Source organism: Streptomyces sp. P9-A4 (assembly GCF_036634195.1).
Taxonomy (GTDB): domain Bacteria; phylum Actinomycetota; class Actinomycetes; order Streptomycetales; family Streptomycetaceae; genus Streptomyces.
This window is the reverse complement of the sequence record NZ_JAZIFY010000001.1, coordinates 6,263,768-6,288,049: the sequence shown is the minus strand read 5'-3', so window position 1 is coordinate 6,288,049 and position 24,282 is coordinate 6,263,768. Positions and strand designations below refer to the sequence as shown.

Annotated in this window: 20 protein-coding genes; 5 read left to right on the top strand and 15 right to left on the bottom strand. The window is 72.1% G+C overall.

All coding sequences use genetic code 11. The features are described from left to right. Nucleotides 1-43: 43 nt before the first annotated feature. From V4Y03_RS28220 to V4Y03_RS28175, 10 genes are all read right to left on the bottom strand, one after another. A complete protein-coding gene (locus V4Y03_RS28220; protein WP_332436738.1) occupies nt 44-2,185 on the bottom strand; it encodes a peptidase domain-containing ABC transporter in 2,142 nt (713 codons plus the stop codon). Next, nucleotides 2,185-5,124, bottom strand: coding sequence for a type 2 lanthipeptide synthetase LanM family protein (locus tag V4Y03_RS28215; protein ID WP_332436737.1), 2,940 nt, complete (start codon nt 5,122-5,124; stop codon nt 2,185-2,187). The genes V4Y03_RS28220 and V4Y03_RS28215 overlap by 1 nt, the downstream gene beginning before the upstream one ends. 102 nt (nt 5,125-5,226) lie before the next feature. Then, entirely contained in the window at nt 5,227-5,397 is a 171-nt protein-coding gene (locus V4Y03_RS28210) for a plantaricin C family lantibiotic (RefSeq protein ID WP_332436736.1), read from the bottom strand. A 793-nt stretch (nt 5,398-6,190) separates the two neighbouring features. Next, nucleotides 6,191-7,204, bottom strand: a complete 1,014-nt coding sequence (locus V4Y03_RS28205; protein WP_332436735.1) for a TIGR03842 family LLM class F420-dependent oxidoreductase — start codon at nt 7,202-7,204, stop codon at nt 6,191-6,193. Nucleotides 7,205-7,251: 47 nt separating this feature from the next. Further along, nucleotides 7,252-8,655, bottom strand: a complete 1,404-nt coding sequence (gene hydA / locus V4Y03_RS28200; protein ID WP_332436734.1) for a dihydropyrimidinase — start codon at nt 8,653-8,655, stop codon at nt 7,252-7,254. Nucleotides 8,656-8,750: 95 nt separating this feature from the next. Further along, nucleotides 8,751-10,031 (bottom strand): aspartate aminotransferase family protein, encoded by a 1,281-nt coding sequence (locus tag V4Y03_RS28195; protein WP_317873399.1) that lies wholly within the window; start codon nt 10,029-10,031, stop codon nt 8,751-8,753. Further along, entirely contained in the window at nt 10,028-10,870 is an 843-nt protein-coding gene (locus V4Y03_RS28190) for a nitrilase-related carbon-nitrogen hydrolase (RefSeq protein ID WP_332436733.1), read from the bottom strand. The genes V4Y03_RS28195 and V4Y03_RS28190 overlap by 4 nt, the downstream gene beginning before the upstream one ends. A 194-nt stretch (nt 10,871-11,064) precedes the next feature. Next, nucleotides 11,065-12,522, bottom strand: coding sequence for a UL36 very large tegument protein (locus V4Y03_RS28185; protein WP_332436732.1), 1,458 nt, complete (start codon nt 12,520-12,522; stop codon nt 11,065-11,067). Between the two features lie 115 nt (nt 12,523-12,637). Further along, nucleotides 12,638-13,021, bottom strand: a complete 384-nt coding sequence (locus V4Y03_RS28180) for a PPOX class F420-dependent oxidoreductase (protein ID WP_332436731.1) — start codon at nt 13,019-13,021, stop codon at nt 12,638-12,640. A 495-nt stretch (nt 13,022-13,516) separates the two neighbouring features. After that, on the bottom strand, nt 13,517-13,891 hold the full coding sequence (locus V4Y03_RS28175) for a winged helix-turn-helix transcriptional regulator (RefSeq protein ID WP_332436730.1): 375 nt from the start codon (nt 13,889-13,891) through the stop codon (nt 13,517-13,519). Between the two features lie 61 nt (nt 13,892-13,952). Here V4Y03_RS28175 and V4Y03_RS28170 point away from each other — a divergent pair, with 61 nt between their 5' ends. Beyond that, nucleotides 13,953-14,639 carry an NAD(P)-dependent oxidoreductase gene (locus V4Y03_RS28170; protein ID WP_332436729.1) on the top strand — a complete coding sequence of 229 codons (687 nt, stop codon included), beginning with the start codon at nt 13,953-13,955 and terminating at the stop codon, nt 14,637-14,639. 33 nt (nt 14,640-14,672) lie between these two features. Here V4Y03_RS28170 and V4Y03_RS28165 read toward each other — a convergent pair whose 3' ends face one another. Continuing rightward, a complete protein-coding gene (locus tag V4Y03_RS28165) occupies nt 14,673-14,924 on the bottom strand; it encodes a helix-turn-helix domain-containing protein (protein ID WP_056556051.1) in 252 nt (83 codons plus the stop codon). A gap of 32 nt (nt 14,925-14,956) precedes the next feature. On the opposite strand from V4Y03_RS28165, the gene map reads away from it, so the two are divergent. Next, nucleotides 14,957-15,724, top strand: coding sequence for a type I methionyl aminopeptidase (gene map / locus V4Y03_RS28160; RefSeq protein WP_317874704.1), 768 nt, complete (start codon nt 14,957-14,959; stop codon nt 15,722-15,724). Between the two features lie 123 nt (nt 15,725-15,847). On the opposite strand, the gene ggt is transcribed toward map, so the two are convergent. Further along, entirely contained in the window at nt 15,848-17,656 is a 1,809-nt protein-coding gene (gene ggt / locus V4Y03_RS28155; RefSeq protein ID WP_332436728.1) for a gamma-glutamyltransferase, read from the bottom strand. Between the two features lie 105 nt (nt 17,657-17,761). Between ggt and V4Y03_RS28150 the strand changes: the two genes are divergently transcribed. Then, on the top strand, nt 17,762-18,493 hold the full coding sequence (locus V4Y03_RS28150; protein WP_317874702.1) for a hypothetical protein: 732 nt from the start codon (nt 17,762-17,764) through the stop codon (nt 18,491-18,493). On the opposite strand, the gene V4Y03_RS28145 is transcribed toward V4Y03_RS28150, so the two are convergent. Then, nucleotides 18,444-19,700 (bottom strand): cytochrome P450, encoded by a 1,257-nt coding sequence (locus V4Y03_RS28145; RefSeq protein WP_332436727.1) that lies wholly within the window; start codon nt 19,698-19,700, stop codon nt 18,444-18,446. The genes V4Y03_RS28150 and V4Y03_RS28145 overlap by 50 nt on opposite strands. Before the next feature lie 148 nt (nt 19,701-19,848). On the opposite strand from V4Y03_RS28145, the gene V4Y03_RS28140 reads away from it, so the two are divergent. Together V4Y03_RS28140 and V4Y03_RS28135 are read left to right on the top strand one after the other, a co-directional pair. Beyond that, entirely contained in the window at nt 19,849-21,054 is a 1,206-nt protein-coding gene (locus V4Y03_RS28140; RefSeq protein WP_332436726.1) for a hypothetical protein, read from the top strand. Nucleotides 21,055-21,167: 113 nt separating this feature from the next. After that, nucleotides 21,168-22,715 (top strand): CocE/NonD family hydrolase, encoded by a 1,548-nt coding sequence (locus tag V4Y03_RS28135; protein WP_332436725.1) that lies wholly within the window; start codon nt 21,168-21,170, stop codon nt 22,713-22,715. A gap of 37 nt (nt 22,716-22,752) precedes the next feature. On the opposite strand, the gene V4Y03_RS28130 is transcribed toward V4Y03_RS28135, so the two are convergent. Both V4Y03_RS28130 and V4Y03_RS28125 read right to left on the bottom strand, forming a co-directional pair. After that, complete coding sequence (locus tag V4Y03_RS28130) at nt 22,753-23,610, bottom strand: amino acid ABC transporter permease (protein WP_317874698.1); 858 nt, start codon at nt 23,608-23,610, stop codon at nt 22,753-22,755. Further along, nucleotides 23,607-24,251, bottom strand: coding sequence for an amino acid ABC transporter permease (locus V4Y03_RS28125; protein ID WP_317874697.1), 645 nt, complete (start codon nt 24,249-24,251; stop codon nt 23,607-23,609). The genes V4Y03_RS28130 and V4Y03_RS28125 overlap by 4 nt, the downstream gene beginning before the upstream one ends. Nucleotides 24,252-24,282 lie beyond the last annotated feature (31 nt).

Genomic DNA, 24,282 nt, shown 5'->3' with positions numbered 1-24,282 from the left:
CTACGGACGGGCCGGCCGGGACGGCCGTGCCCACCACCGGCCGTCACACGGCCCGCGCCACCGGCTCCGCGTACAGCCCCGCGTACACCCCGCCCAGGGCCAGCAACTCCTCGTGCGTCCCCCGCTCCACGATCCGGCCGCGGTCGAGTACGTGGATGAGGTCGGCGTCCTGGATCGTGGCCAGCCGGTGCGCGATGACGATCTGCGTGGCGCCGGTCTCCGCGATGATCCGGGAGACCCGCCGCTCGTTGGCCGTGTCCAGCGAGGCGGTCGCCTCGTCCATGACGATGATCCGCGGCCGTTGCAGCAGCGTCCGCACGATGGCCAGTCGCTGCCGCTGCCCGCCGGAGAAGTTCGCGCCCAGCTCGGACACCAGGGTCCGCAGCCCCATGGGCAGTTCCTCGACGAAGTCGAGGATCCCCACGGCGGCGCAGTACTCCCGGACCGTTGCCTCGTCGATGTCCTGGCCCAGGGTCAGGTTCTCGAGGATGGTCCGGTTGTGCAGGTGCACCTCCTGCGGGACGTACCCGATCTGCCCGCGCAGGAAGTCGGTCCGGTAGGCGCTCATGGGACGGCCGCAGAACTCCACGGTCCCGCCGGTCGGCTGGTGGAGGCCGCAGACGATACGTCCGATGGTGGACTTGCCCGAACCGGACGCGCCGACGAACGCCACCTTCGCGCCGGCCGGGATCTCCAGCGACACGTCCTCGAGGACCGGCCTGCTGTGCCGGGTGTACCGGAACGACACCTCCCGCAGCCGTACCCGGGGGTCGGGGAGTTCCGAGAGGGACCCGCCCTCCGGCTCGCTCTCCTGCGCCGTGATGTCGCTGAGCCGGCTCACGTAGCGGGAGGTCTCGGTGATTTCCGTCAGCATCTGGAAGACGGAGGCGCTCAGGGCGAAGAAGGTGCCCGCCACGGCCTGCACGGCGATGGCCGAGCCGACGGTCACCGTCCCCCGCGCCACGAAGTGCAGGCCGGCGAGGAGCAGCGCCAGCGGGCCGAACATCTGTGTGGTGGCGGCGATTCCGGAGATCCAGCCCTGCTGCATCCGCATCCGGACGCGCATCGCGTCCAGCGAGGCGCGGTAGGTCTCCTCCCATTCGTCGGCGAACCGATCGGCGTAGCCGCCCATCTTGATGGTGGGCACGGACACGACGGCGTCGAGCTGCGTGGACTGGGAGCGGGAGAGCAGCGCGAGCTCGGTGTCCGTCACCTCCTTCACCCGGTGCCGGCTCAGCCACAGCACGCCGCCGTTCAGCAGGAACAGCAGGAACGCCAGGAGTCCGATGCGCCACTCGGTGACGAACAGGTAGACGCCGATACAGGCCAGGGTCCCCACGTCCAGGACGCCCTGGGCGATCCGCGAGGAGAGCAGGTCCCGGACGCTGTTCACGGTATTCAGGCGGAACAGCAGTTCGCCGGGCTGCCGGGTGGCGAAGAACTTGAAGGGCAGGGAGAGCAGTCTCCGGAAGACGTGGCTCATCAGATGCCGGCCCATCACGGCGATCAGCCCCGCCAGCGCGGCGGTACGCAGCAGCCACAGCAGCAGGTAGCCGAACCCGGCAGCCGCCACCACCCCCGCGACCAGACCCGTATGGGAGAGGTCGCTCCAGGCGTCGTCCCGGTCGACGGCCCATTTGGTCAGTGCCGGTATGCCCAGCACCGCCGCGTAGGAGCCCAGCGACAGCAGGGCGACCAGGGCGATCCGGCGCCCGGCCTCGGCCGGGACAAGCGGCAGCGACCGCCAGTGCCGGAAGGCGGGGAGGGACTGCCGGACGAAGGCCGGGCCCGGGGAGGCCGCGATCACCACCTTGGAGAAGCCGGCCTCCAGCGCCTCGCGGGTGAGACGCCTGCGGCCGACGGCCGGGTCCATCACCCAGGCCGTCGTGCCGTCGAAGCGCTCCAGGACCAGGAAGTGGTAGTCCTCCCAGAAGAGGATCACCGGTTCGGTGAAACCCCGCAGAGCCTCCACGCTCCGGGCCCGGAACGCCTTGACGTCCATGCCCCGCGAGCGCAGGAAGTCCGCGAGCTGCTTGGCGCCGAGCCCGTCCCGGCCGGCCTCCAGGTCCTCCCGCACGGTCCGGAAGTCCTCGGTGCGGCCGTGGTACCCGAGCACCGCGATGCAGCAGCACAGCCCGCACTCGGTCTGGGTGACCTGGGTGACCGAGGGAACCCGGCGCCCCATCAGAGGGATCCGTGCCAGATCGGCGACACCCGGGGCCGCGTGGCGTCGAGGCGGCCGAGGAGGTGCAGCAGCACACCGGAGGAGCCCACCATGACGCTGTCGGTGTGGGCGTAGCGGGAGCCGGTGTCGGCGAGTTTCTCCGCGATCACGTCCGGTCCCAGCCGGCGCGCCTCGACGGCGGCGGCCCGGTCGAGGAGCTCCTGGTCGGGGCCGGCGATCCGCCGGACCACGTCGATGTTGCCGAGGTCGCCGTGGCACCAGGTGAGGTTGCGTCCGAAGCCCTGCCGGAAGGTGTCGGCGAGGGCCGTCTCCAGCCGCTCGGCGGCCCGTTCGTCCGCCGTCCTGGCGGTCACCGCGGACAGCGCCATGGCGATGCCGGCGGCGCCGTGGCACCAGCCGGTCGAGAAGCGGCCCGGGAAGGCGGAGTTGGTGGACCAGTTCCGTTCCTCGGGTACGTAGAAGGACTCCAGACGGTCAGTCAGGACGCCGCAGGCGACATCGACCCGGTCCCCGACGTGGTCGCGCAGGGTGGCGAGGGCGTGCAGGACTCCGGCGACGCCGTGCGCGAAGCCCGACTGCTCCCACCAGGAGCCCGCCGGCTCGGCCACATGGCGCAGCAGCCGGCCGGTGAGCGCGTCCAGGGTCGCGGCGCCGTGGTCGCCGCCGATCGAGGCGACCATCGTGGCGATGCCGGAGATCCCGGAGATCACCTCCGGGGTGTCCCCGGGGCCGAGCTGCTCCACGACCAGCGGTACGGCGTCCTGCGCCGCCGTCACCCAGCCCGGCTCCTCCAGGATCCGCCCGGCCTCGGCCAGGGCGAACAGCAGGCCGGTGGTTCCGGTGTAGGCGCCGGCACCGCTCTGCCGGATGCTGCGGAGCTCGTAGACGCCGTCGGTGAGGATGTCGGCGCTGCGCGCGAAGACCTCGCGCGCCACCCGCTCGTAGCGTGCGTCGCCGAAGTGGGCGGCGGCTGCGGCCAGGGCGAGCGCGGGGCCGGTGCGTCCGGTGTACAGGTCGTACCCCAGGACGCCGGAGGGCCAGGGCCGGGCGGCCTGCGCGGAGGCCAGCGGGCCGATCCAGGTGGTGGGCAGATGACCGAACTGGTCGGGGAGGCTGCCCGCGGTCAGGGCGTCGGCCAGCGACCGGGCGAGCCGCTCCAGGCCGGTGCGCTCGCCGACGGCGGCCCGACCGCTCCAGGAGGTCCGGCCGGAGAGGTGGTTGTCGGGGAAGCGGGAGCAGAAGGCCGAGTGGAGCAGCCGCAGCTGCCGGCTCACCACCTGCTCGTCGAGCGCCCCGGCCTTGGCGAGCGCCCGGGAGAGGGGGGTGCGGTCGATCCGGACGCCGGTGTCCTCGCCGTCGCAGTCGTGGACGGTGGCGCCGGTGGCGGGCACGGTGAAGTAGGGGACGTCGCGTTCGGCCATCTGCCGCAGCTCCGAGCCGACCAGCCGGCGGTCGGAGAACCGGGAGGGGATGGCGATCCGGTGGAGCAGGGCCTGGGCGAGCGCGGGATCGGCCATCGCGGCGGCGGAGGCCGTCATCCGCAGGATCTGCGCGTACTGCGACGTGGGGTTGTGGATGTAGCGGATGCGCATGGCCGGCGCGATCCGCTCCAGGAGGGCGGTCCACCAGGAGGGCCGGCGCATCACCGCCTCGCAGACCTGCCGGAACCCCTCGGCCATCTGCCCGGCGAGCCCGTGGATCTCCTGCTCGGTGCTCTCCCGGACCACGGTGGAGCGCTGCTCGGCCGGGCGGGCCTGGAGGTGCACCCTGATCCGGTCGGTGAAGGGGTGCTCGAAGACCATCGTCTTGAAGGGGGAGACGCCCTGGTTGTCACCGCCGAGGAAGCCGAGGTCGACGTGGCCGGAGTCCTGGTCCTTGCCGGCCAGGACCAGCGGGAGGATCCCGATGCCGTAGACGCTGCGGCCGATCTCGTCGTAGGCGTTCCCCTCGGCCTCCGGGGTGGGGCCGGTGTGCACCCGGGCGGGGTGCAGCAGCGTCTCCAGGTCGATGGCGACCGGGCCGCGGCGGGTGGGCAGGATGTTCTCGAAGTGCATGTCCCGCGCGTCCATCAGGTAGAACACGGCGGCCAGTTGGCCGCAGGCCCGCATGAAGGGCACGCTGCTCGCGCCGACGTCCTGTCGCTCGACGTACTCGACGTACCCGTACCCGTCGCGCACCAGGGTGCGGGCGGCGGGCAGCGTGCAGCCGACCTCGGCGTTGACGCGCTCGACGACGGTCTCGAAGGCCGCCTCGCAGGAGATGTCCCGGGGCTTGTAGACCAGGCGGGCCCCCGAGGCGAACGTCAGGATGCTGACCGCCCTGCCGTGGGCGTGCGAGTCGCCGTCGGCCCCGCCGATGGACAGCAGCAGGTCGACGGGGGCGATGCCGGAGAACCGGAAGACCGCCTCCCGGTCGGTGTGCAGCCGCCGGACCAGTTCCCGCGCCGCCGCACGGGCGTTGCGCACGACGTGGCCGGCCGCGGAGCGGAGCACCGGGAACGGCTCCACCGCGTCGCTCCACACCCGGGTGACGAAGTCCTGGTAGCGCTCCTCCGGGGTGGCCCCTCGCAACGACCCGTCGCCGGCGGCCTTGTTGACCGCGGCGACCAGGGTGCGGGTGGCCGCGTCACGGAGCCGGGCCTCGGCCCTGCCGAGCACCTGGAGGGTGAAGGCGTCCAGGTCGGCCACGGCCCCCGTGAGGTCCTCGGGGAGGAGCCGGTCGGCCGCCGGCAGTGCCAGTCGCCGGATCACGCGCTGGAACGGATACGACTCCGGCTCCCGCGACCAGGCGAGCGCGGAGGCCGAGGGGGCCTCCGGATCGATGTCGGACGGAGCCGAGAGCTTGCCGTGGACGGCTGACGCGAAGACGCCGAGGGGCTCGATGGTTTCGCGGATCTCGATGCTGTCGAGTTCTGGGTAAAGATTCGCGGGCGAGATCAATGCTCCGGCTCCCTGCGCGGAAAGTGATAGATTGGCGCGTTGCGCCGGGGGCGGGGAGCATGAGCCGCTCCCCGCCCCTGGTCCGTGCCCAACCCTGCGGGCTCAGTTGCAGTTGGGCTGGCACTCCTTGGTCAGCGTGCACCAACCGCCGTGGTTCCCGAGGAAGTCGGAGAGCGAGAACGTGTTGGTCGAGCACGCGCCGTAGGCGACGCCGTCGAAGTCCTGCTCCGCGATCTCCTCGATCAGCGAGATGTCACCGTCGTAGTTGTTCATGTGAATTCACATCCCATCCGGCCGAATGTGTCCAAGGGGCCTTTCCACGAGAAAACCGTGGCCCGTTGCTCGTCGCCCGGCCGAGCGACGGGGAAAAGCTATGCCGCCGATAGCCGGTCCACAACCCATTGGTCACCGACAGCGCCCCGAAAGATGTTCGAGCGATTCCGCGGCCAGCCCAGGCGACGCGCTTGAACTGCGACTTCGATGCCACGTGGCCGAATCCTGCCAGGGCGATGGCAGCTTGGTGCACTTTCACTTCCGCGGAATTCATGCGCGTGCGTATGCGCGAACGGATGCGTGGTACATGCGCGGTGAATGGCCGGCCGAGTGCGGTCGGTCAATTTCCGCGTATGACGCCCCCCGCGGAGATTCTTTTCGCGGGGCTCAGCCGCCCGGCATCATGCCGTCGCCGTTGAGGCGTTCCGTTTCGGAGGGGGACCTGGAGGGCGAAGACGGCTACGAGGAGGGACCACGTCGATGACGACCTGGCGGTCGGTGGAGTACCGGTGGTTCTTCGACCGGCACATCCGGAGCCTGCACGCCGCCGCCAGGTGACAACCGGCGGTTACGGGACACCCCTCACGGAGCTGGGACGCCGGCGCGCACGACAGAAGGTCGGCCCTCCGACCCGGCTGTCACGTCGGCTGGAGGGGCGCCTCTCGCCGCTGACGACACGCCGGCGGCTGTCCCGGCGGGCGCGAGGACCGCGACACACCTGAGGGGATGGGTCATCCGGAACAGGTGGATGGCCGTCACCCAGCCGCATCGGTGGCTCGGCCGGGCGACCTCGTCAGTGAAGGGCGGGAATGACCGCGCTGCCGTAGGCGTCGATGGTGCCCTCGCGGTTGTCGTGCATGTCGTAGACGGCGAACTGGTCCACGCCGAGGTCGCGCAGGTGGCGGAGCTTCTCGATGTGGGTCTCGGCCGGGCCCAGGAGGCAGAAGCGGTCGACGATCTCGTCGGGGACGAAGGTGGTGTCGGGGTTGTCGGCGCGGCCGTGGTGGGAGTAGTCGTAGCCGTGCCGGTCCTTGATGTAGGCGGTCAGCTCCTCGGGGACCACCGAGGAGTGCTCGCCGTACTTGGACACGAGGTCGGCCACGTGGTTGCCGACCATGCCGCCGAACCAGCGGCACTGGTCGCGGGCGTGCGCCAGGGCCTGCGGGGAGTCGTCGGCGGTGACGTACGCGGGGGCGGCGACGCAGATCGTGAGGGCGTCGGGGTCGCGGCCCGCGTCCGTGGCGGCCTGCCGGACCGCCTTGACCATCCACTCGGTGAGGAAGGGGTCCGCGAGCTGGAGGATGAAGCCGTCGGCCTTCTGCCCGGCGAGCGCGAGAGCCTTGGGACCGTACGCCGCCATCCAGACCGGCAGCTTGCCGTTCTTGATCCAGGGGATGCGGATCGCGTTGCCGTCGACCTGCGCCTCCCGCCCTTCCGCGAGGTCGCGGATGACGTCGATGGCCTCGCCCAGGCGGGCCAGCGTGTTCGGCTTGCGGCCGGCGACACGCATGGCGGAGTCGCCGCGACCGATGCCGCAGACGGTGCGGTTGCCGAACATGTCGTTGAGGGTCGCGAAGGTGGAGGCCGTCACCTCCCACGTACGCGTCCCCGGGTTCGTCACCATCGGGCCGACGTGCAGCTTGGTGGTGTGTTCGAGGATCTGGCTGTAGATGACGAACGGTTCCTGCCACAGGACGGCGGAGTCGAAGGTCCAGCCGTAGCGGAAGCCGTTGCGCTCCGCCCGGCGCATCAGCCCGACGACCTGCGAGGCGGGCGGGTCGGTCTGCAGGACAAGTCCGAAGTCCACGCGGGGACCTCCAAGTTCGGTTCGGTGCGGTGCGGTCCTGAGGGGGGTCAGCCCAGGTACTGGCAGGTGGAACGGGGCACGAAGGTGCCGTGACCGGCGCGGCCGGCGTACGTGCGCTGGTCGATGACGACCTCGCCGCGCGAGAGGACGGTCTCGACCCGGCCGGTGACGGTCCTTCCCTCGTACGCCGAGTAGTCCACGTTCATGTGGTGGGTCTCGGCCGACAGGATCTGGGTCGCGTGCGGGTCGTAGATGACGATGTCCGCGTCCGCGCCGGGCGCGATCGTGCCCTTCTGCGGGTAGAGGCCGAACATCCGGGCCGGGGAGGCGCAGGCGATCTCGATCCAGCGGCGCCGCGAGATGTGCCCGTCGACGACGGCCTGGTGGAGCAGGTCCATACGGTTCTCCACGCCCGGAAGCCCGTTGGGGATCTTGGAGAAGTCACCCCGGCCCAGGTCCTTCTGGCCGGTGAAGCAGAAGGGGCAGTGGTCGGTGGAGACCACCTGGAGGTCGTTGGTCCGCAGCCCCCGCCACAGCGCCGCCTGGTGCTCCTTCGGGCGGAGCGGGGTGCTGCACACGTACTTCGCGCCCTCGAAGCCCGGCTCCGCGAGGTTGTCGGTGGAGAGGAAGAGGTACTGGGGACAGGTCTCACCGAAGACCGGCAGCCCCTTGTCGCGGGCGGTGGCGATCTCGGCGACCGCCTCCTCGGCCGAGACGTGCACGACGTACAGCGGCGCCCCGGCGACCCGGGCCAGCTGGATCGCCCGGTGGGTGGCCTCGGCCTCCAGCAGGGCCTTGCGGACCTCCCCGTGGTAGCGGGGGTCGGTCTCGCCCCGGGCCAGGGCCTGTTCCACGAGGACGTCGATGGCGATGCCGTTCTCGGCGTGCATCATGATCAGCCCGCCGTTCTCGGCGGAGCGCTGCATCGCCCGCAGAATGCGGCCGTCGTCGCTGTAGAAGACGCCCGGGTAGGCCATGAAGAGCTTGAAGGAGGTGATGCCCTCCTGGACGAGCCGGTCCATCTCCTTGAGCGTGTGCTCGTTGACGTCGGAGAGGATCATGTGGAAGGCGTAGTCGATCGCGCAGTTGCCGTCGGCCTTCGCGTACCAGGCGTCGAGGCCTTCGCGCAGGGACCGGCCGACGGTCTGGACGGCGAAGTCGACGATGGTGGTGGTGCCGCCCCAGGCGGCGGCCCGGGTGCCTGTCTCGAAGGTGTCGGAGGCGGAGGTGCCGCCGAAGGGCAGCTCCATGTGGGTGTGGGCGTCGACGCCGCCGGGCAGCACATAGCGGTCGGTGGCGTCGATGGTGCGGTCGGCGGTCCAGCCGGCCGCCGCGTCGGAGCCGTGGGCCGCGAGGGCGACCACACGGCCGTCCTCGATCAGCACGTCGGCGTGGAGTTCGTCGGCGGCGGTGACGACGAGGCCGCCGCGGATGGCGGTACGGGTGCTCACGGGGACTCTCCCTGCTCGATGCGGCGGCGGGACGACGTGACTGCTGGACCTGGACGGGGTGGGTGCGCGGCGAGGTCGGCGCTCGGGGCGGGCGACTACAGCGCGCCCAGGGCCTGTTCGAGGACGGCGGCGCCCTCCTCCGCCTCGGCGACGGTGAGGGAGAGCGGCGGGGCGATGCGCAGGGTGCTGGTGCTGTGGCCGCCTCCCTTGCCGATGAGCAGGCCGTTCTCGCGTGCGGCCTCCGCCACGGCGCCCGCCGCCTCCCGGTTCGCCCGGTCGGTGCCCGGTTCGGTCAGCTCGATGCCGATCATGAGACCGCGCCCGCGGACCTCCCGTACCGCCTCGACTCCGGCGCAGGCCGCCCTGATCCGCTCGATGAGCAGACCGCCGACCCGGCGCGCGTTGCCCTGGAGGTCGTTCTCCAGGAGGTAGCCGAGGTTGGCGAGCCCGGCGGCCATCGTGACGGGCGAACCGCCGAAGGTGGAGATGGAGCTGGCGTCCAGGCAGTTCATGATCTCGGCGCGGGCGACGACGCCGCCGACGGACATGCCGTTGCCGATGCCCTTGGCGAAGGTGAGGATGTCGGGCGGCCCGGCCTGGCCGTGCGCCTGCCAGCCCCAGAAGTTGTCGCCGGTACGGCCCCAGCCGGTCTGCACCTCGTCGGAGATCCACAGGATGCCGTGCCGGTCGAGGACCTGGCGGAAGGCGGCGAAGAGACCGTCGGGCGGCGAGGTGAAGCCGCCGACGCCCTGGACGGGTTCGGCGATGAGCGCGGCCACGTCACGGGTGTGCCCGATGAGGTCTTCGAGGTCGGCGACACAGGCCTCGGTGAAGCGCTCGTCGGTGTACTGGGCGTACGGGCCGCGGGTGCGGACGCCGCCGTGCACGTACAGGGTCTGGAGCGGCGAGAGGCCGGTGGGCGACCAGGTGCGGTTGCCGGTGATGCCGACGGTGGAGAAGGAACGGCCGTGGTAGCTGTTCCGCATGGCCAGGATCTGGTTCGAGCGCCGGTACGCGGTGGCGAGGAGGAGCGCCGTGTCGTTGGCCTCGGTGCCGGAGGTGGTGAAGAAGACGCGGGCGTCGGGGATGCCGGAGAGTCCGGCGATCCGCTCGGCCAGCTCCACCATCGGGCGGTTGAGGTAGAGCGTGGAGGAGTGGATGATCCGCCCGGCCTGCTCGGCGACGGCCTTGGTGACCTCGGGCAGGGCGTGGGCGGTCATCGTGGTGAGGATGCCGCCGAAGAAGTCGAGGTACTTGCGGCCCTCGGAGTCCCAGACGTGGCGGCCCTCGCCGTGGGTGATCTCGATCGGGTCCTTGTAGTAGAGGGCGACCCAGTCGGGGATGACGGCCTTGTGCCGGTCGAAGAGGCTGCTCACGGCTGCACCAGCCCGTCGTACGCGTCGGGGCGGCGGTCCCGGTAGAAGGCCCACTGCTGGCGCACCTGCTCGATGAGCCCGAAGTCGAGGTCGCGGACGAGGAGTTCCTCGGTATTGTCGGAGGCGACCTCGCCGACGAACTGCCCGCGCGGGTCGACGAAGTAGCTGGTGCCGTAGAAGTCGTTGTCGCCGTACTCCTCGATGCCGACGCGGTTGATGGCGGCGACGAAGTACTCGTTGGCGACGGCTGCGGCGGGCTGTTCCAGCTGCCAGAGGTAGGAGGAGAGGCCGCGGTGGGTGGCCGAGGGGTTGTAGACCAACTGAGCGCCGTTCAGGCCGAGTTGACGCCAGCCCTCGGGGAAGTGCCGGTCGTAGCAGATGTAGACGCCGACCCGGCCGACGGCGGTGTCGAAGACCGGCCAGCCGGCGTTCCCCGGGCGGAAGTAGTACTTCTCCCAGAAGCCCTCGACCTGGGGGATGTGGTGCTTGCGGTACTTGCCGAGGTAGCTGCCGTCGGCGTCGATCACGGCGGCGGTGTTGTAGTAGAAGCCCTCGCTCTCGACCTCGAAGACGGGCACCACGATCACCATGCCGGTCTCGCGGGCGAGCTCCCGCATCCGGGTGACGGTGGGGCCGTCGGGGACGGGCTCGGCCCAGCGGTAGTGCTCGGGATCCTGGACCTGGCAGAAGTATGGGGCGTTGAACACCTCCTGGAAGCCGATCACCTTGGCGCCCTGCCGGGCGGCCTCCCGGGCGTGCTCCTCGTGTTTGGCGATCATGGATTCGGTGTCGCCCGTCCAGGTCGCCTGGACGAGCGCGGCGCGTACGACGTCGGTCATGAGCTGCTCCTTCGGCACGGCGTCAGAGAGCCTCTACGCACGTAGACGCGGTGCGTAGGAGGAGAACGTAAGCCCCGTCACACCCCGGAGCAAGACCGCCGCCGCGTAGCGGCCGGGTCGATCATGTTTCATACCCGAGTGGTCCACGTCGGACACGTACCGACACATGGGGACACCTACCCGAACCTGCCGGGTCAGGCTCCGGCGAGCCCCGCGACGCGGAAGGCGTGCCGCAGGTCGCGCTCCCGGGCCACGGACACCGCGCGGGCCGCTTCGAGCAGCTGCGGCACCAGCCCGCGCGGGTCCGCGCCCGCGAGCCGGGCCGCGTCCCCGGGGGCACGTACCCGCACGAACGCGGTGAGCAGCGCGCGGGCCTCCCGGTGGTGGTCCTCGGCCCGCAAGGCGGCGCAGGCCCCGGCCAGTTCCTCGACGGGGCGCGCCACCCCCTGGCGCAGCAGCCGCTCGCAGTCCGCGGCCCGGCCGGCGTCGGCGAGCGCGCCCGCGACGGCCGCGAGCCGTCCGGGCGGCAGCGACGCGGCCTCCCAGAGCAGCGTGGACCAGTCGGCCCCGAGCCCGGCCCGGTGCAGTTCCGCGGCGAGGGCGGGGAGCCGGGCGGCCGGCCCGCCGAGCGCCTCGCAGAGCAGGGCGTGCGCCTCACCCGTACGGCCCTGGGCGCGGAGGCGCCGGAGCGCGTAGACGGCGTTGGCGGCGGCGCGGGCGTCCTGGACGGGGTCGGGCGCGGAAGCCGCCCCGGGGTCCACCCCTGGGCCCGCCCCGGAGTACACCCCCTGGCCCGTCCCCGAGCCCGCCCCCGGATCCGCCGCAGGCACGGCCGCCCGGGTTCCGGCGGGGGGCCGGGCCGCGCCCCGCCCGGTGGCTCCGCCGAACCGGGCCCCACGCGGGGGCGCCCCTCCGGCCGGGAGGAGGGGTGCGGACATGGGTGCAGGCATCGGCACGGGCCCCGCCGCCGTCGCACCCACCGGCCCCGGCTCCTCGGCGACGCCCTCCAGCCAGGCGTACCGGGCGCCCCGGGGGCGGCGGCCCGCCCCGCCGGGCCGCGCGACCGATGCCGAGGCCGCCGCCACCGCTGCCGTGGCTGCCGTCGCCACCGGGCGCCCCTCCCCCGGCCCCACGGACGAGGACGACGACGGCGGCGGACCGAGCCGGGCCAGCCGCGAGGTCAGCTCATCGACCCTGGCCGCCGCCCTCGCGCGGTCGTCGCGCGTCCACGCGAGGTCGTGTTCCAGGCGGGCCGTCTCCGCCGGGCCCGGAGCGGGGGTCGCGTGGAGCCGGGCGTCCAGCTCGCGGGCGCGGGCCTCGGCGTCCCGGCGTGCGCGTTCCATGAGGTCCCGGCGCTCGGCGAGCGCCGCCGCTCCGCCGGGCCCGCGGTCATGGGCGCCGGCCGCCGCCGCGTACAGCACCCCGCCCCGGACGGCGCACGACCCGTCGCCGGGCTCGCCGGCGTCCTGGAGGAGGGACCCGACGACGTCCCAGGGCAGGAGTTCCGCCCCGTCGAAGCAGGCGCGCATCCCCTCGGGATCGCGCGCGGAGAAGACTCCGTACCAGCCGCGACCGGGCGGCACGCGCTCCACCAGCCCGATGAGCCACTCTCTGAACTCGGCGATTTCCACTGGGAGTTGAGACACCGTCATGTGTTACGTACCTGCCCCGCCGTCGACTGGAGCCTTCCGGTCCGCAGGTATTGGACCGCAGGCGTGTTACGGGACGACTACGGACCGTTTTCGTGCGCGTGCCCCGCCGGTCCGTTCACCCGAAGGAGACGACGATCCCGGTGTGCGGGCGCTTCCCGAGCCGGACGATCATCGCCGGCACGTCGGTCAGCCAGAACTGCCAGGTGTACTTGCGGGACAGCAGCCCCCGGATGCGGCGCAGTTCGTCCCCCTCGACCAGCCGGCCCGTCCCGGTGACGCGCTCGGCGCCCTCCGCGACGTTCCCGCGCACGTCACAGACGGCGACGACGACCCTCGGATCGTTCCGCAGGCGCTTGACCTTCCAGGAGTCGCTGCGCGTCCAGGCGTACAGCTCGGAGCCCTCCACCGCGTACCAGACGGGTGTCGCGACACCGGTGCCGTTCTTTCGGTAGGTGGTCAGGCTGACGTAGCGGCCGCGCCGCAGCTCTTCGGGCATCATGCCGGGGAGCCTATGCCGGGGTCGGGCTGGAGGCGTGGGTGAGGGCCTCCCAGGCGACGAACAGGCCGTCGGCGCCGCCCGGCCGCCGGCTCGCGGCGAGCTTCTCGGTCTGCGGGAGCTTCATACCCATCCGCCCTCCGAGGTGATTGAGGGCGACCTCGACGTCCGGGCCCATCGTCCGCACGACCTTGCCGCCGCACAGCCACTTCGGAGGGTCGCGCCGAGCTGGTAGCGGGCGTGGAACGCCAGTGCCGCGCCGATCCGTCGGGCCTCCTCGCGGTAGAGGCAGCGCCGGGCCGAGGAGTGCGGCGAGGAGGAGCTTCTGTCGACGGTGCACGGCTCCACGCTCGCCGAGGCCACCGGGGCACGCATCCGGGACTGGGCCACCGGGTGACCCACTCCGGACTCGATCGCCGTTCGGGTACGCGCCCCGGGCGCCGTCGTTCTTCACGTACGCGCTCCGAGCGCCGTCGCTCTTCGCGTACGCGGTCGGGCTCAGTCGCTCTTCGCGTACGCGCTCCGGGCCTCGGTGATCTCCGGGACGTGGGCGCGGGCCCACGCGCAGGCGGTGTCGAGCGGCTCGATCAGCGAGTGGCCGAGGGCGGTCAGCGCGTACTCGACGCGCGGCGGGTTCTCCTCGTACGCGGTGCGGGTGAGGAAGCCGTCGCGCTCCATGGTCCGCAGGGTCTCGGTGAGCACCTTGGGGGTGATCCAGTGCAGCGGGACGCGCAGCTCGGAGAAGCGGCGCGGCTGCCCGTCCTCCAGACAGCGGAGCACCACGGCGGTCCACTTGCCGCCGACCCGGATCGGCTGGGCACGGTCGGAGCAGTCCGGGTCGCGGAAGAGGTCGGCGGGCAGCTGCTGGCTCATGCGTCCGAAGCTAGCCCAGTACCGTTGAAGTAACCAGGTGGTCCGGTTCTACGGTCCTGCCATGACCAACGACATGAGCAGCGGCGCCGCCGGCGGCGGCGACAGCAGGAACATCATCGTCTTCGGAGCGGGTGGACGGGTCGGCCGGGCGGCCGTCGCGGAGGCGGTGGCCCGCGGCCACCGCGTGACGGCCGTGGTGCGCGATCCGTCGAAGTACGGCGATCTGGCCGGGAGTTCGGTCACGCTGGTACGGGGTGACGTCACCGATCCGGCGTCGGTGGCCGCGCTCGCGGCGGGCCACGACGCGGCCGTGAACGCATCGGCGAGGCTGGACGTCTCCTCGGAGGAGTACTTCACGGCGGCGGCGAAGGCCCTGATGGCGGGCCTCGGGGAGGCGGGCGTGCGCCGCCTGTTGGTCCTGGGGATCGCCACGACGCTGGAGACGGAGCCGGGCGTGCGCATCATGGACGCGCCCGAATTCCCGGAGCAGTGGCGGTTGTTCTCGCAGGGGCACGTCGCCGAGTTCGCGCTGCTGTCCGCCGAGGCGGGGCCGGAGCTCGACTGGCTGATGGTCGTGCCGGGGCAGGACCTCAACGCGGAGGCCGAGGTCACCGGGGGCTACCGGACAGCCGTGGGCACGGTGATCGAGGGCCCCGGCCGGATCGCGCACGGGGACCTCGCGCTGGCACTGCTCGACGAGATCGAGCGCCCGCGCCACAGCCGCGTACAGCTGGCGGTGTCGGTCTGACTCCCCGAGGACCTCGACCAGCCGCCCCACCCCTCAGACGGGCACGAACGCGCACCGGGTGACCAGCTCGTCCATGGAGAGACCGAGGACCCCGGCGAGGGCCGCGACGGTGAAGAACGCCGGGGTCGGGGCCCGGCCGGTCTCGATCTTGCGGAGGGTCTCGGCGGAGAGGCCGGCGGCCGCGGCGATCTCCACCATGGACCGCTCGCCGCGCGATTCGCGCAGGAGTCGGCCGAGGCGCTCGCCGCGCTCGCGCTCTTCTGGGGTCAGGGGTGTGCGCACCATGCGGCCATTCTAATACCGGTATAGTAATTGGCATGGTGGAGATCAAGACGAACGAGAACCTGGCCTCGATGCGCGAGGCGGGACGGGTCGTGGCCCGTGCCCTCGCGGCCGTACGGGAGAAGGCCGCGCCCGGGGTGGCCCTGACCGAGCTGGACCTCGCGGCACGGCAGGTACTGGCCGAGGCGGGCGCCGGCTCGCCCTTCCTCGACTACCACCCGGAGTGGGCGCCCGTACCGTTCCCGGCGGTCGTGTGCGTCTCCGTGAACGACGCGATCGTGCACGGCATCCCGGACGGGACCGTGCTGGCCCCGGGCGACCTGGTCTCCGCGGACTGCGGGGCACTACTGGGCGGCTGGGCGGGCGACTCGGCCGTCAGCTTCACGGTGGGTCCGGCCCGGCCCGAGGACACCCGGCTGATCGCCGCTGCGGAGGAGGCCCTTGAGGCGGGCATCGCGGCGGCCGTCGTCGGCAACCGCGTCGGGGACATCGCGCACGCGGTCGGCCGCGTCTGCCGCGCCGCCGGGTACGGCGTCCCGGACGGCTTCGGCGGCCACGGGATCGGCCGCACGATGCACGAGGACCCGGGCGTCCCCAACGAGGGACGGCCGGGCCGGGGCATGAAGCTGCGCCACGGAATGGTCCTCGCGATCGAGCCGATGCTCATCGGCGGCGGCACGGACGACCACTACACGGCGGGCGACGGCTGGACGATCCGCACCCTCGACGGCTCGCGCGCGTCGCACGCGGAGCACACGGTGGCGATCACGGACGACGGCCCGCGCATCCTCACGGCGCTGTAGCCGGCCGGACGCCGACGCAGCCGGTCGGGACGCCGACGGGCGCGCCCCGGCCGCGCTGCGGCGGTCGAGGGTCCGCCCGTCCTCACCCCGCCGCGGTCGGTCAGGAACCCTGCCCGCGCCTCCTCACCGCGCCGGCCGTACGACCATGGCCGAGCCGCCTCCCCTGCGGACCGTCTCCGCGGCGGCCACCCAGCGGCCGTCCGGCAGCCGCTGCACGCCCGTCGCCGCGCCGATCTCCGGGTTCTGCCGGAAGCCGTGCCCGATCGCCTCCAGTTCGGCCCTGACCGGGCTGTTCCACAGGGCCGGTTCGAGTTCGGTGGTCGCCTGGTTGCGCTGGCTGGCGCGCGGGGCGGCGATGGCGTCGACGAGCGGCAGACCCCGGTCGACGACCCCGGTGAGCGTCTGGAGGACCGTCGTGATGATGGTGGCGCCGCCCGGCGAGCCGAGCGCGAGGACGGGCCTGCCGTGCCCGTCGAGGACGATCGTCGGGGAGATCGAGGAGCGCGGCCGCTTGCCGGGGCCGGGCAGGTTCGGGTCGTGGACCGCCGGGTTCGCCGGGGCGAAGGAGAAGTCGGTCAGCTCGTTGTTGAGCAGGAAGCCCCAGCCGGGCACGGTGATCCCGCTGCCGCCGGTGGACTCGATGGTCAGGGTGTAGGCGACGATGTTGCCCCACTTGTCGGCCACCGTGAGGTGAGTGGTGTTCTCCCCCTCGTACGTGGTCGGGGCCGCCGTCCCGCCGCTCGCGCACGGCACCGGGCTGCTCGGGTCGCCGGGCGCGAGGGGGCTGGTCAGGGCGGCGTCGTCCCGGATCAGGCAGGCCCGGGAGTCGGCGTACCGCTGGGAGAGCAGACCGCGCGTGGGCACCTGCTCGAAGGCCGGGTCGCCGACCCAGCGGCCCCGGTCGGCGAAGGCGATCCGGCTGGCCTCGATGTACCGGTGCAGATAGCCGGCCGGTGAGGCGGCGGCGAGGTCGGTGCCCTCCAGGATGTTGAGCGCCTCGCCGACGCTGGTGCCGCCGGAGGAGGAGGGGGCCATCCCGTAGACGTCGAGTCCGCGGTACGAGACCTTCGTGGGCTTGCGGAACTCGGGCCGGTACGCGGCGAGGTCACGCTCCGTCAGGTCGCCGGGGCGGACCTTCCGGGTGGCGCCCTCACGGACCGGGGGCGTGCGGACGGTGTCGACGATGTCCCGGGCGAGCGGCCCCCGGTAGAGCGCGCCGACGCCTTCCCGGCCGAGCTTCTCGTACGTACGGGCCAGGTCGGGGTTCTTGAACACGGAGCCGACGACGGGCAGTTGGCCGCCCGGCAAAAACAGCTCGGAGGTGGCGGGGAAGTCACGGAAGCGCGCTTCGTTGCCGGCGGTCTGCGCGCGGAAGGTGTCGTCGACGGTGAAGCCCTCGCGGGCCAGCCGCTCGGCGGGTTCGAGCAGCGCGCCGAGCCGCTTGCTGCCCCAGGCGTCGAGTGCGGTCTGCCAGGTCGCCGGGGTGCCGGGGGTGCCGACGCCGAGGCCGCTCGTCATGCCCTCCTCGAAGGGGATCGGCGCGCCATTCTCCTGGAACAGGCCGGCGCCGGCGGAGCGGGGCGCGGTCTCGCGTCCGTCGATGGTCCGCACGGTGCGGCTCTTCGCGTCGTAGTACACGAAGTAGCCGCCACCTCCGATGCCCGCCGAGTAGGGCTCGGTGACGCCGAGGGCCGCCGCGACGGCGACGGCGGCGTCCACGGCGTTGCCGCCCTTGCGGAGCACCTCGACGCCGGCGGCGGAGGCGTCGGAGTCGACACTGGCGACGGCGCCGCCGTACCCGACGGCGACCGGTGCCTTGACCGGTGGCGGCGCGGCGGTCGGCGGGGCCGTGGGCGGGGCGGCGGCACCCATCGAGAGCACCGTCGCCGCGACGGCGAGAACAGAGACCTTGCCAGCGGCGGAGCGACGCATTCCCTACCTCCAGTCAATGACCGTCCGCGCAGCGTAACTTCCTTCGGCCCCTCCCGTCAGGACCGCCTCGAACAAGAGGCCGGTGTCCCGCTACCATGCGCGCCCATGAACGAAGACGTGCGCAACATCGTGCTCGGGGTGCTGGCGACGGGCGTCAGCGCGTCCTTCGGCTGGCTGGGCCGCACGTACCTCTGGCGGCGCGGGCTCCGCCGCAAGCAGGCGTTCTTCGGGCTGCCCGGGAGTTCCGAGTGCCTGCTCGTGGTGAACAGGGAGTCGGGTGGTGAGCGCTCGGTGCACCGCTTCGACGTCTTCGCGCTGCTCGAACTCTCGGCGCTCATCAAGGACTGCGGCGCGCAGGCCCGGATCCTCTCCCACGACCAGGCGCACCAGGGTTTCGGGGACCGCACCGAGTTCTGCGTGGGCGGCCCCTACTCGAACCGGCGGATGGACGCCCATCTGGCCACACTGCTGCCCGGGGTGACGGTGAACGTCGAGGTGGAGCCGAGCCCGGTCCGCGGCATGTTCCGGATCGGCTCGGAGCGCTACCTGTCGGAGGTGGGCGTCTCCGAGTACGTGATCCTCGCCCGGCTCACGGCGGGCGAGGGCGGGCGGCCGGTCTTCCTCTTCTGCGGGCAGCGGGCCATCACCAACCAGGCCGCGACCCGCTATCTGGCCCGGCACCACGAGGAGTTGGCGCGGCGGCACCGCTCCGGCTCCTTCGTGCTCCTCCTGAAGGTGGTCAACTCGCAGGCGTACGGCCCCGATGTGGTGGAGCTGGTGGCCGATGTCACCCGCGAGGCGCTGACGGCTCCCGCAGCCGAACCGGCAGCGACTTGATTCCGTTGATGAAATTGGAGACGAGGCGCCGGGGAGGTCCGGCGGGTTCCAGGCCGCCGCAGGCCCGGCGCACCTCTTCGTGGAGCACCCGGAGCTGAAGCCGGGCGAAGTGGGCGCCGAGGCAGACGTGCGGGCCGTCGCCGAAGGAGACGTGCGGGTTCGGGTCGCGGCCGAGGTCGAGGCGGTGCGGGTCGGGGAAGACGCGCTCGTCGTGGTTGGCGGAGGCGTGGAAGACGACGACCTTGTCGCCGCGCCGGATCGGCTGTCCGGCGAGTTCCGTGTCGTGGGCGGCGGTGCGACGGAAGGAGAGCACGGGCGGGTGGACCCGAAGGAGTTCGTCCACGGCCGTGTCCATGGAGACCTCGCCGTTCCACAGCCGGTGCTGTTCGTCGGAGTGTTCGGCGAGGGCGAGGAGTCCGCCGGGGGCGGCGCTGCGGACGGTGTCGTTCCCGGCGACGGTGAGCAGGAAGAAGAACATCTCCAGTTCGGCGTCGGCGAGTTCGGAGGCGGCGAGGACGCTCATGATGTCGTCGGCGGGGTGGGCGCGCTTGTGGGCGGCGAGCTGCTGGGCGTAGTCGAACATCTCGGCCAGCATGGCGGGTGAGCGGGGGTTGACCGGTCTCCCCTCGGCGTCGAGGACCGGCGGCTCGTCGGGGTCCTGGTACGCGATGACGCGCTCGGTCCAGGTGTGGAGCAGCTCCCGGTCGCTCGCGGGGACGCCGAGCAGATCGGTCAGGTTGAGCAGGGCGTAGTCGTCGGTGACGGCCCGGACGAGGTCCACCTCTCCCCCGGCGTCGACCGCCGCAGCGAGCAGCTGCCGGGCCCGCTCCCGCGCGGTCGCGCCGAAGCGCTCGATCCGCCCGGGGGTGAAGGCGCGGCTGACGAGCCGCCTCAACGAGCCGTGTTCCGGTGGGTCCTGATTGAGCATCATGCGCCGGATGAAGGGCAGGTCGGCGGGGTCGGGGTCGCGGATCTGGGTGGCGCCGAGGCACGAGGAGTACGTCCCCGAGTCCTTGAGCACCCGGACGACGTCGGCGTGCCGGGTGACGGCCCAGAACCCGGGACCGGCGGGCCAGCCGAGGATCTCGGGCTCGTCCTGGCGGGCGACGGGGGCGCGGTCGCGGAGCGCGCGGAAGCGGTCGTGCGGGATGCCTGCGGCGTAGATCCGCGGATCGAAGACGTCGGGTGCGTCGACCGTGTTCCCCACCGGCTCTCCCCTCGGGGTGAAGACGTCACCATCATGACAGGTCAGAGCCGTATTTCGTAGGACGGAACGCACAGTTCGAGAGCCTTGTCCGGGCTGTCCCCCGACTCCCAGAATCTCCCTCGTGCATCACACGGAGAACAGGGGGCACATGGGGAACGCAGGGAAGTTCAGCCGGGACGCGGTGCTGCGGGCGCGGGTCCTGCTGCTCGCCTCGGAGTGGCCGGCACTTCGGGAGCGGGTCGGGGCGTACCGGGTGCTCGCGGAGGTGAGCCCGCGCGCCTATCTGCCGAAGCTGACGCAAGCGCTGGGCGAGTGGGCCCGTGAGCTGGGGGATCCGGAGCAGCGGCTGTCGCTGTACGCGGAATCGGTGGACGTGTCGCGGCGGCTCGGCGCTGAGGTGCCGGACGGGGAGGAGCTGTTGAGGCACGCCCTGGGCCGCTACGAGCACGCGCTGTTCGCCGCCGGCCGGCGGGCCGAGGGGCGCGCGGTGTGCGAGGAGCTGGCGGAGACCGAGCCGTACGGGCGTCTCGCGGTCGTCCTGGCCGAGGAGGGGCGTCATGCGGAGGCGGCCGATCTGTACGGCCGGCATCTCCGGTCCGGCGGCACGGCCGGGACCGAGTGGGCCCGGATCGAGTGGGCGGCCGAGCTCGACGCGGCCGGACGGCATGAGGAGGCCCTGCGGGCGTTCGAGCGCCTGGTCGAGGATGCCCGGCGAGGGGCGGCGGCGGACCGCGCGCCGCTGGCCTCGCTGGTGTGGAAGCTGAACGAGTTCGCCCGGATGCTCCGGGCCGCCGGACGCCCGGCCGAGGAGGCCGAAGCGCGGCGCGAGACGCTGGCCCTGCTCGCCCGCCTCGCGCGGGAGGGCGAGCCCGTGAGCTGGAACGACATCCGGGGCACCTGGTCCACCTTGTTCGCCCTCTCGGGCCGAGGCGCCGAACCGGCGGCCACTCCCGAGACCCCGCAGCCGCCGTTCGGGAGCCGTCTCCGCCACGGGTGGTCCCCCGACACGCTGGAGGCGTTCTTCGCCTCCGCCGCCGCCCTTGAGGAGGAGACCGTCACCCTGGGCGAGTCCGGCGACCTGGCCGGGCTGATCGTCGCCCACCGTCGCCTCGCCCTCCGCCGCGCGCTCCACTGGGAGACGACCGGCCTCCGGAGCACGGAGGCGCTGCGCCAGGTCCTCGACGAGGGCGTCGCGCTGGCCCGGCGCCTTCCCGGCGACCGTACCGCCGCCGCCCGCGCCCTGACCGACCGTGCGATGTTCCTCGTCGCCGCCGAGCGGTACGAGGAGGCGCACGCCGACTTCGCGGAGGCCGACGCCCTCCAGGGGGACGCACCAATCGTTACCCGCGCGTAACTTACCGACCGGTTACCGCGGGTAGAGCGCCCCGGTTACCGTCGGGTCACTTTCACTGCCCCCACCACCGCTCCATCCCCCCCACCGGCAGTGCCCCCAGTGAGGAGTGACCCGTGCGCACATCCCTGGCCCTCGCCGCCTCGGCCGCTCTCGTGGCCGGGGCGGCCCTCGGGCTCGCCCCCGCCGCCCAGGCCGGCACGAACACGGCCGACGGCATCCGCTTCGTCGACATCCCCGGAGACGGCGGCACCGTCCTCAAGGCGAACGTCATCACCCCCTCCGGAGCCGGCCCGCACCCGCTCATCGTGCTCCCCACCAGCTGGGCCATGCCCCAGATCGAGTACCTGGCCCAGGCCAAGCAGCTCGCCGACTCCGGCTACGTCGTGGTGAGTTACAACTCACGCGGCTTCTGGCAGTCCGGCGGCGAGATCGAGACGGCCGGCCCCAAGGACATCGCCGACGCCTCCGAGGTGATCGACTGGGCCCTCGCGAACACCCCCGCCGACCCCGCCCACATCGGCATGGCGGGTGTCTCGTACGGCGCCGGGATCAGCCTCCTCGCTGCCGCCCACGACTCCCGGATCAAGGCCGTCGCCGCCCTCAGCGGCTGGGCCGACCTCATCGACTCCATCTACAGCGGCCGCACCCAGCACCTCCAGGCCACCGGACTGCTCGGTGGACTCGGGTACATCACCGGACGCCCAGGCCCCGAACTCCAGCAGATCCTGGGCGACTTCCTCTCGTCGAACCTCGACAAGGAGGACGAGATGATCGCCTGGGGCCGCGAGCGGTCCGCCACCACCTATCTGAACCGGATCAACGCCAACGGCGCCGCGATCATGCTCGGCAACGCCTGGGGCGACACCATCTTCCCGCCCAACCAGTACGCGAGCTTCTACGAGAAGCTCACCGGCCCCAAGCGGCTGGAGTTCCGCCCCGGCGACCACGCCACCGCCGAGGCCACCGGCCTGTTCGGGCTGCCCAACGACACCTGGACCAGCGCCCACCGCTGGTTCGACCGCTACCTCAAGGGCGCCGACAACGGCATCGACCGCGAGCAGCCCGTCCAGCTCAAGTCCCGGTCCACCGGCGCCTACGAGGGCTACCCGGACTGGAAGTCCGTCAACGCCGACCGGCGGAAGTTCGGCCTCGGCGGTACGCAGCGGGTGCGGGCGAACGTCGACTCCGGCGCCAACGGCGGCATCACCCTGCTCACCAACGCCCTGGACCAGTTCCTCCGCACCCCACCCGTCGTCTCCGTCCCCCTGCTCCCCCGCGCGTTCGCCGGCGTCTGGCAGTCCGAGCGGTACGACACCCCGCAGCGGGTGCGCGGCACGGTGACCGTGCACACCACCGTCACCTCCACCGAGGAGAGCGGCACCCTCGTCGCGTACCTCTACGACGTGGGCCCGCTCGGCGTCGGCAAGCTGGTCAGCAACGCCCCGTACACCTTCCACGACCGGACCCCGGGCGAGCCGTTCGGCGTCGACCTGGAGCTGTTCTCCACGGCGTACGACGTACCGGCCGGGCACCGGCTCGCGCTGGTCGTCGACACCGTCGACCCGCTCTACATCGAGCACAACCCGACCGGCGCGCAGCTGACCTTCTCCTCCCCCTCGGCCGACCCGTCGTACGTGTCGGTACCGCTGCGGAAGGAGTGATCACCGGCTGCTGCCGGGCGGGTGCGGCTCTCGCTCGCTACTGCGGTCCCGGCAGCAGCGTCCCCGGTTCGGCCGGAGCGACCTCGACGGCCTTCGTCTTCGGACTGTGGCGCTCTCTCCTGGCCACCCAGGTGGCGAACCAGGAGAGCAGCATGCACATCCCGATGTAGATCGGCGAGATCACCATCACGACCGGGATGAAGGGCAGGTCGTAGTCCAGGTTGGAGGCGATCAGCTTGCCCGCGTGCAGGAACTCCTCGTAGGTGATGAGGTAGCCGAGCGAGGTGTCCTTGAGGGCCACCACCAGCTGGCTGATGATGGCGGGCAGCATCGCGCGGACGGCCTGCGGCACCAGGACGTAGGTCATGACCTGCGTCTTGCGCATGCCGAGCGCGTACGCGGCCTCGCCCTGGCCGCGTGCGACGGCGTGGATACCGGTGCGGAAGACCTCCGCGAGCACGGAGCCGTTGTAGAGGGCCAGTCCGGCGACGAGCGCGGGCAGCGGCTGCACCTTGAGCGCCACGAAGATGAAGAAGATCATCACGAGGACGGGCATGGCGCGGAAGAACTCGACGAGCACGGTCGACACCCAGCGCAGCGCCCGGTGTTCGGAGAGGCGCCCGGTGGCGAGGACCGCGCCGAGGGCGAGGGAGAGCACCGAGGCGTAGGCGAAGGCCTTGAGGGTGTTGGCGAGGCCGCGCAGCAGCAGTTCCTGGATCCCCTTGTAGAGGAAGGGGGACCACTTGGTGGAGGTGAACTGCTCGTTGTCGAAGAGGAGATAGAGGATCCAGCCGGCCAGCGCGAGGATCACCACGGTGGACGCGAGGCCGTAGAGCAGGTGGCGCCGCCGGGCGTGCGGGCCCGGGATGTCGTAGAGGGCGGTGGACTGGGTCATCGGGCGACTCCCCAGCGCTTCTCCATCACGTGGAAGAGGGCGCTGATGGTGAGGGTGATGATCAGGTATCCGACGGCGATCCAGACGAAGGTCCAGACGATGTTGTAGCCGAGTTCGCTCAGGGTCTTGTAGGTGCCGAGGAGTTCGGTGACGCTGAACGCCCCCGCGATGGCCGAGTTCTTGGCGAGGGCGATCAGGGTGGAGCCGATCGGCGGGATGACCGTGCGGAAGGCCTGGGGCAGGACGACGGTGCCGAGGGTCTGGGTGAAGTTCATGCCGAGGCTGCGCGCCGCCTCGCCCTGGCCGAGCGGCACGGTGTTGATGCCGGAGCGCAGGACCTCGCAGATGAAGGCCGAGGTGTAGCAGCCGAGCGCGAGGACGGCGAACACCTCGAAGGGCAGCACGAGTCCGAACCGGGGCAGGCCGAGCATGACCGCGAAGAACAGCAGGGTCAGCGGGGTGTTGCGCAGGATGGTGACCCAGACGGTGCCGAAGACCCGGAAGGAGCCCACGGGCGCGACCCGGAAGGAGGCCATGACGAAGCCCAGGACGAGGGCCAGCGCCGAGGCGTAGACGGTGAGCTCGACGGTACCGAGGAATCCCTTGCCGTAGAGCGAGAAGTTCTGGGTCAGGACATCCATGGCGATGGCTCCATGTCGGGGGTTCCTCCGG

Bases quoted from the DNA above. Each gene is read 5' to 3' on its own strand.
- V4Y03_RS28180 (WP_332436731.1), bottom strand. From the start codon at position 13,021: ATGATGCCCGAAGAGCTGCGGCGCGGCCGCTACGTCAGCCTGACCACC.
- V4Y03_RS28190 (WP_332436733.1), bottom strand. From the start codon at position 10,870: ATGACCGACGTCGTACGCGCCGCGCTCGTCCAGGCGACCTGGACGGGC.
- ggt (WP_332436728.1), bottom strand. From the start codon at position 17,656: ATGCGTCGCTCCGCCGCTGGCAAGGTCTCTGTTCTCGCCGTCGCGGCG.
- V4Y03_RS28170 (WP_332436729.1), top strand. From the start codon at position 13,953: ATGACCAACGACATGAGCAGCGGCGCCGCCGGCGGCGGCGACAGCAGG.
- V4Y03_RS28140 (WP_332436726.1), top strand. From the start codon at position 19,849: ATGGGGAACGCAGGGAAGTTCAGCCGGGACGCGGTGCTGCGGGCGCGG.
- V4Y03_RS28125 (WP_317874697.1), bottom strand. From the start codon at position 24,251: ATGGATGTCCTGACCCAGAACTTCTCGCTCTACGGCAAGGGATTCCTC.
- V4Y03_RS28150 (WP_317874702.1), top strand. From the start codon at position 17,762: ATGAACGAAGACGTGCGCAACATCGTGCTCGGGGTGCTGGCGACGGGC.
- V4Y03_RS28185 (WP_332436732.1), bottom strand. From the start codon at position 12,522: ATGACGGTGTCTCAACTCCCAGTGGAAATCGCCGAGTTCAGAGAGTGG.
- V4Y03_RS28220 (WP_332436738.1), bottom strand. From the start codon at position 2,185: ATGGGGCGCCGGGTTCCCTCGGTCACCCAGGTCACCCAGACCGAGTGC.
- V4Y03_RS28165 (WP_056556051.1), bottom strand. From the start codon at position 14,924: ATGGTGCGCACACCCCTGACCCCAGAAGAGCGCGAGCGCGGCGAGCGC.
- V4Y03_RS28130 (WP_317874698.1), bottom strand. From the start codon at position 23,610: ATGACCCAGTCCACCGCCCTCTACGACATCCCGGGCCCGCACGCCCGG.
- V4Y03_RS28175 (WP_332436730.1), bottom strand. From the start codon at position 13,891: ATGAGCCAGCAGCTGCCCGCCGACCTCTTCCGCGACCCGGACTGCTCC.
- V4Y03_RS28210 (WP_332436736.1), bottom strand. From the start codon at position 5,397: ATGAACAACTACGACGGTGACATCTCGCTGATCGAGGAGATCGCGGAG.
- map (WP_317874704.1), top strand. From the start codon at position 14,957: ATGGTGGAGATCAAGACGAACGAGAACCTGGCCTCGATGCGCGAGGCG.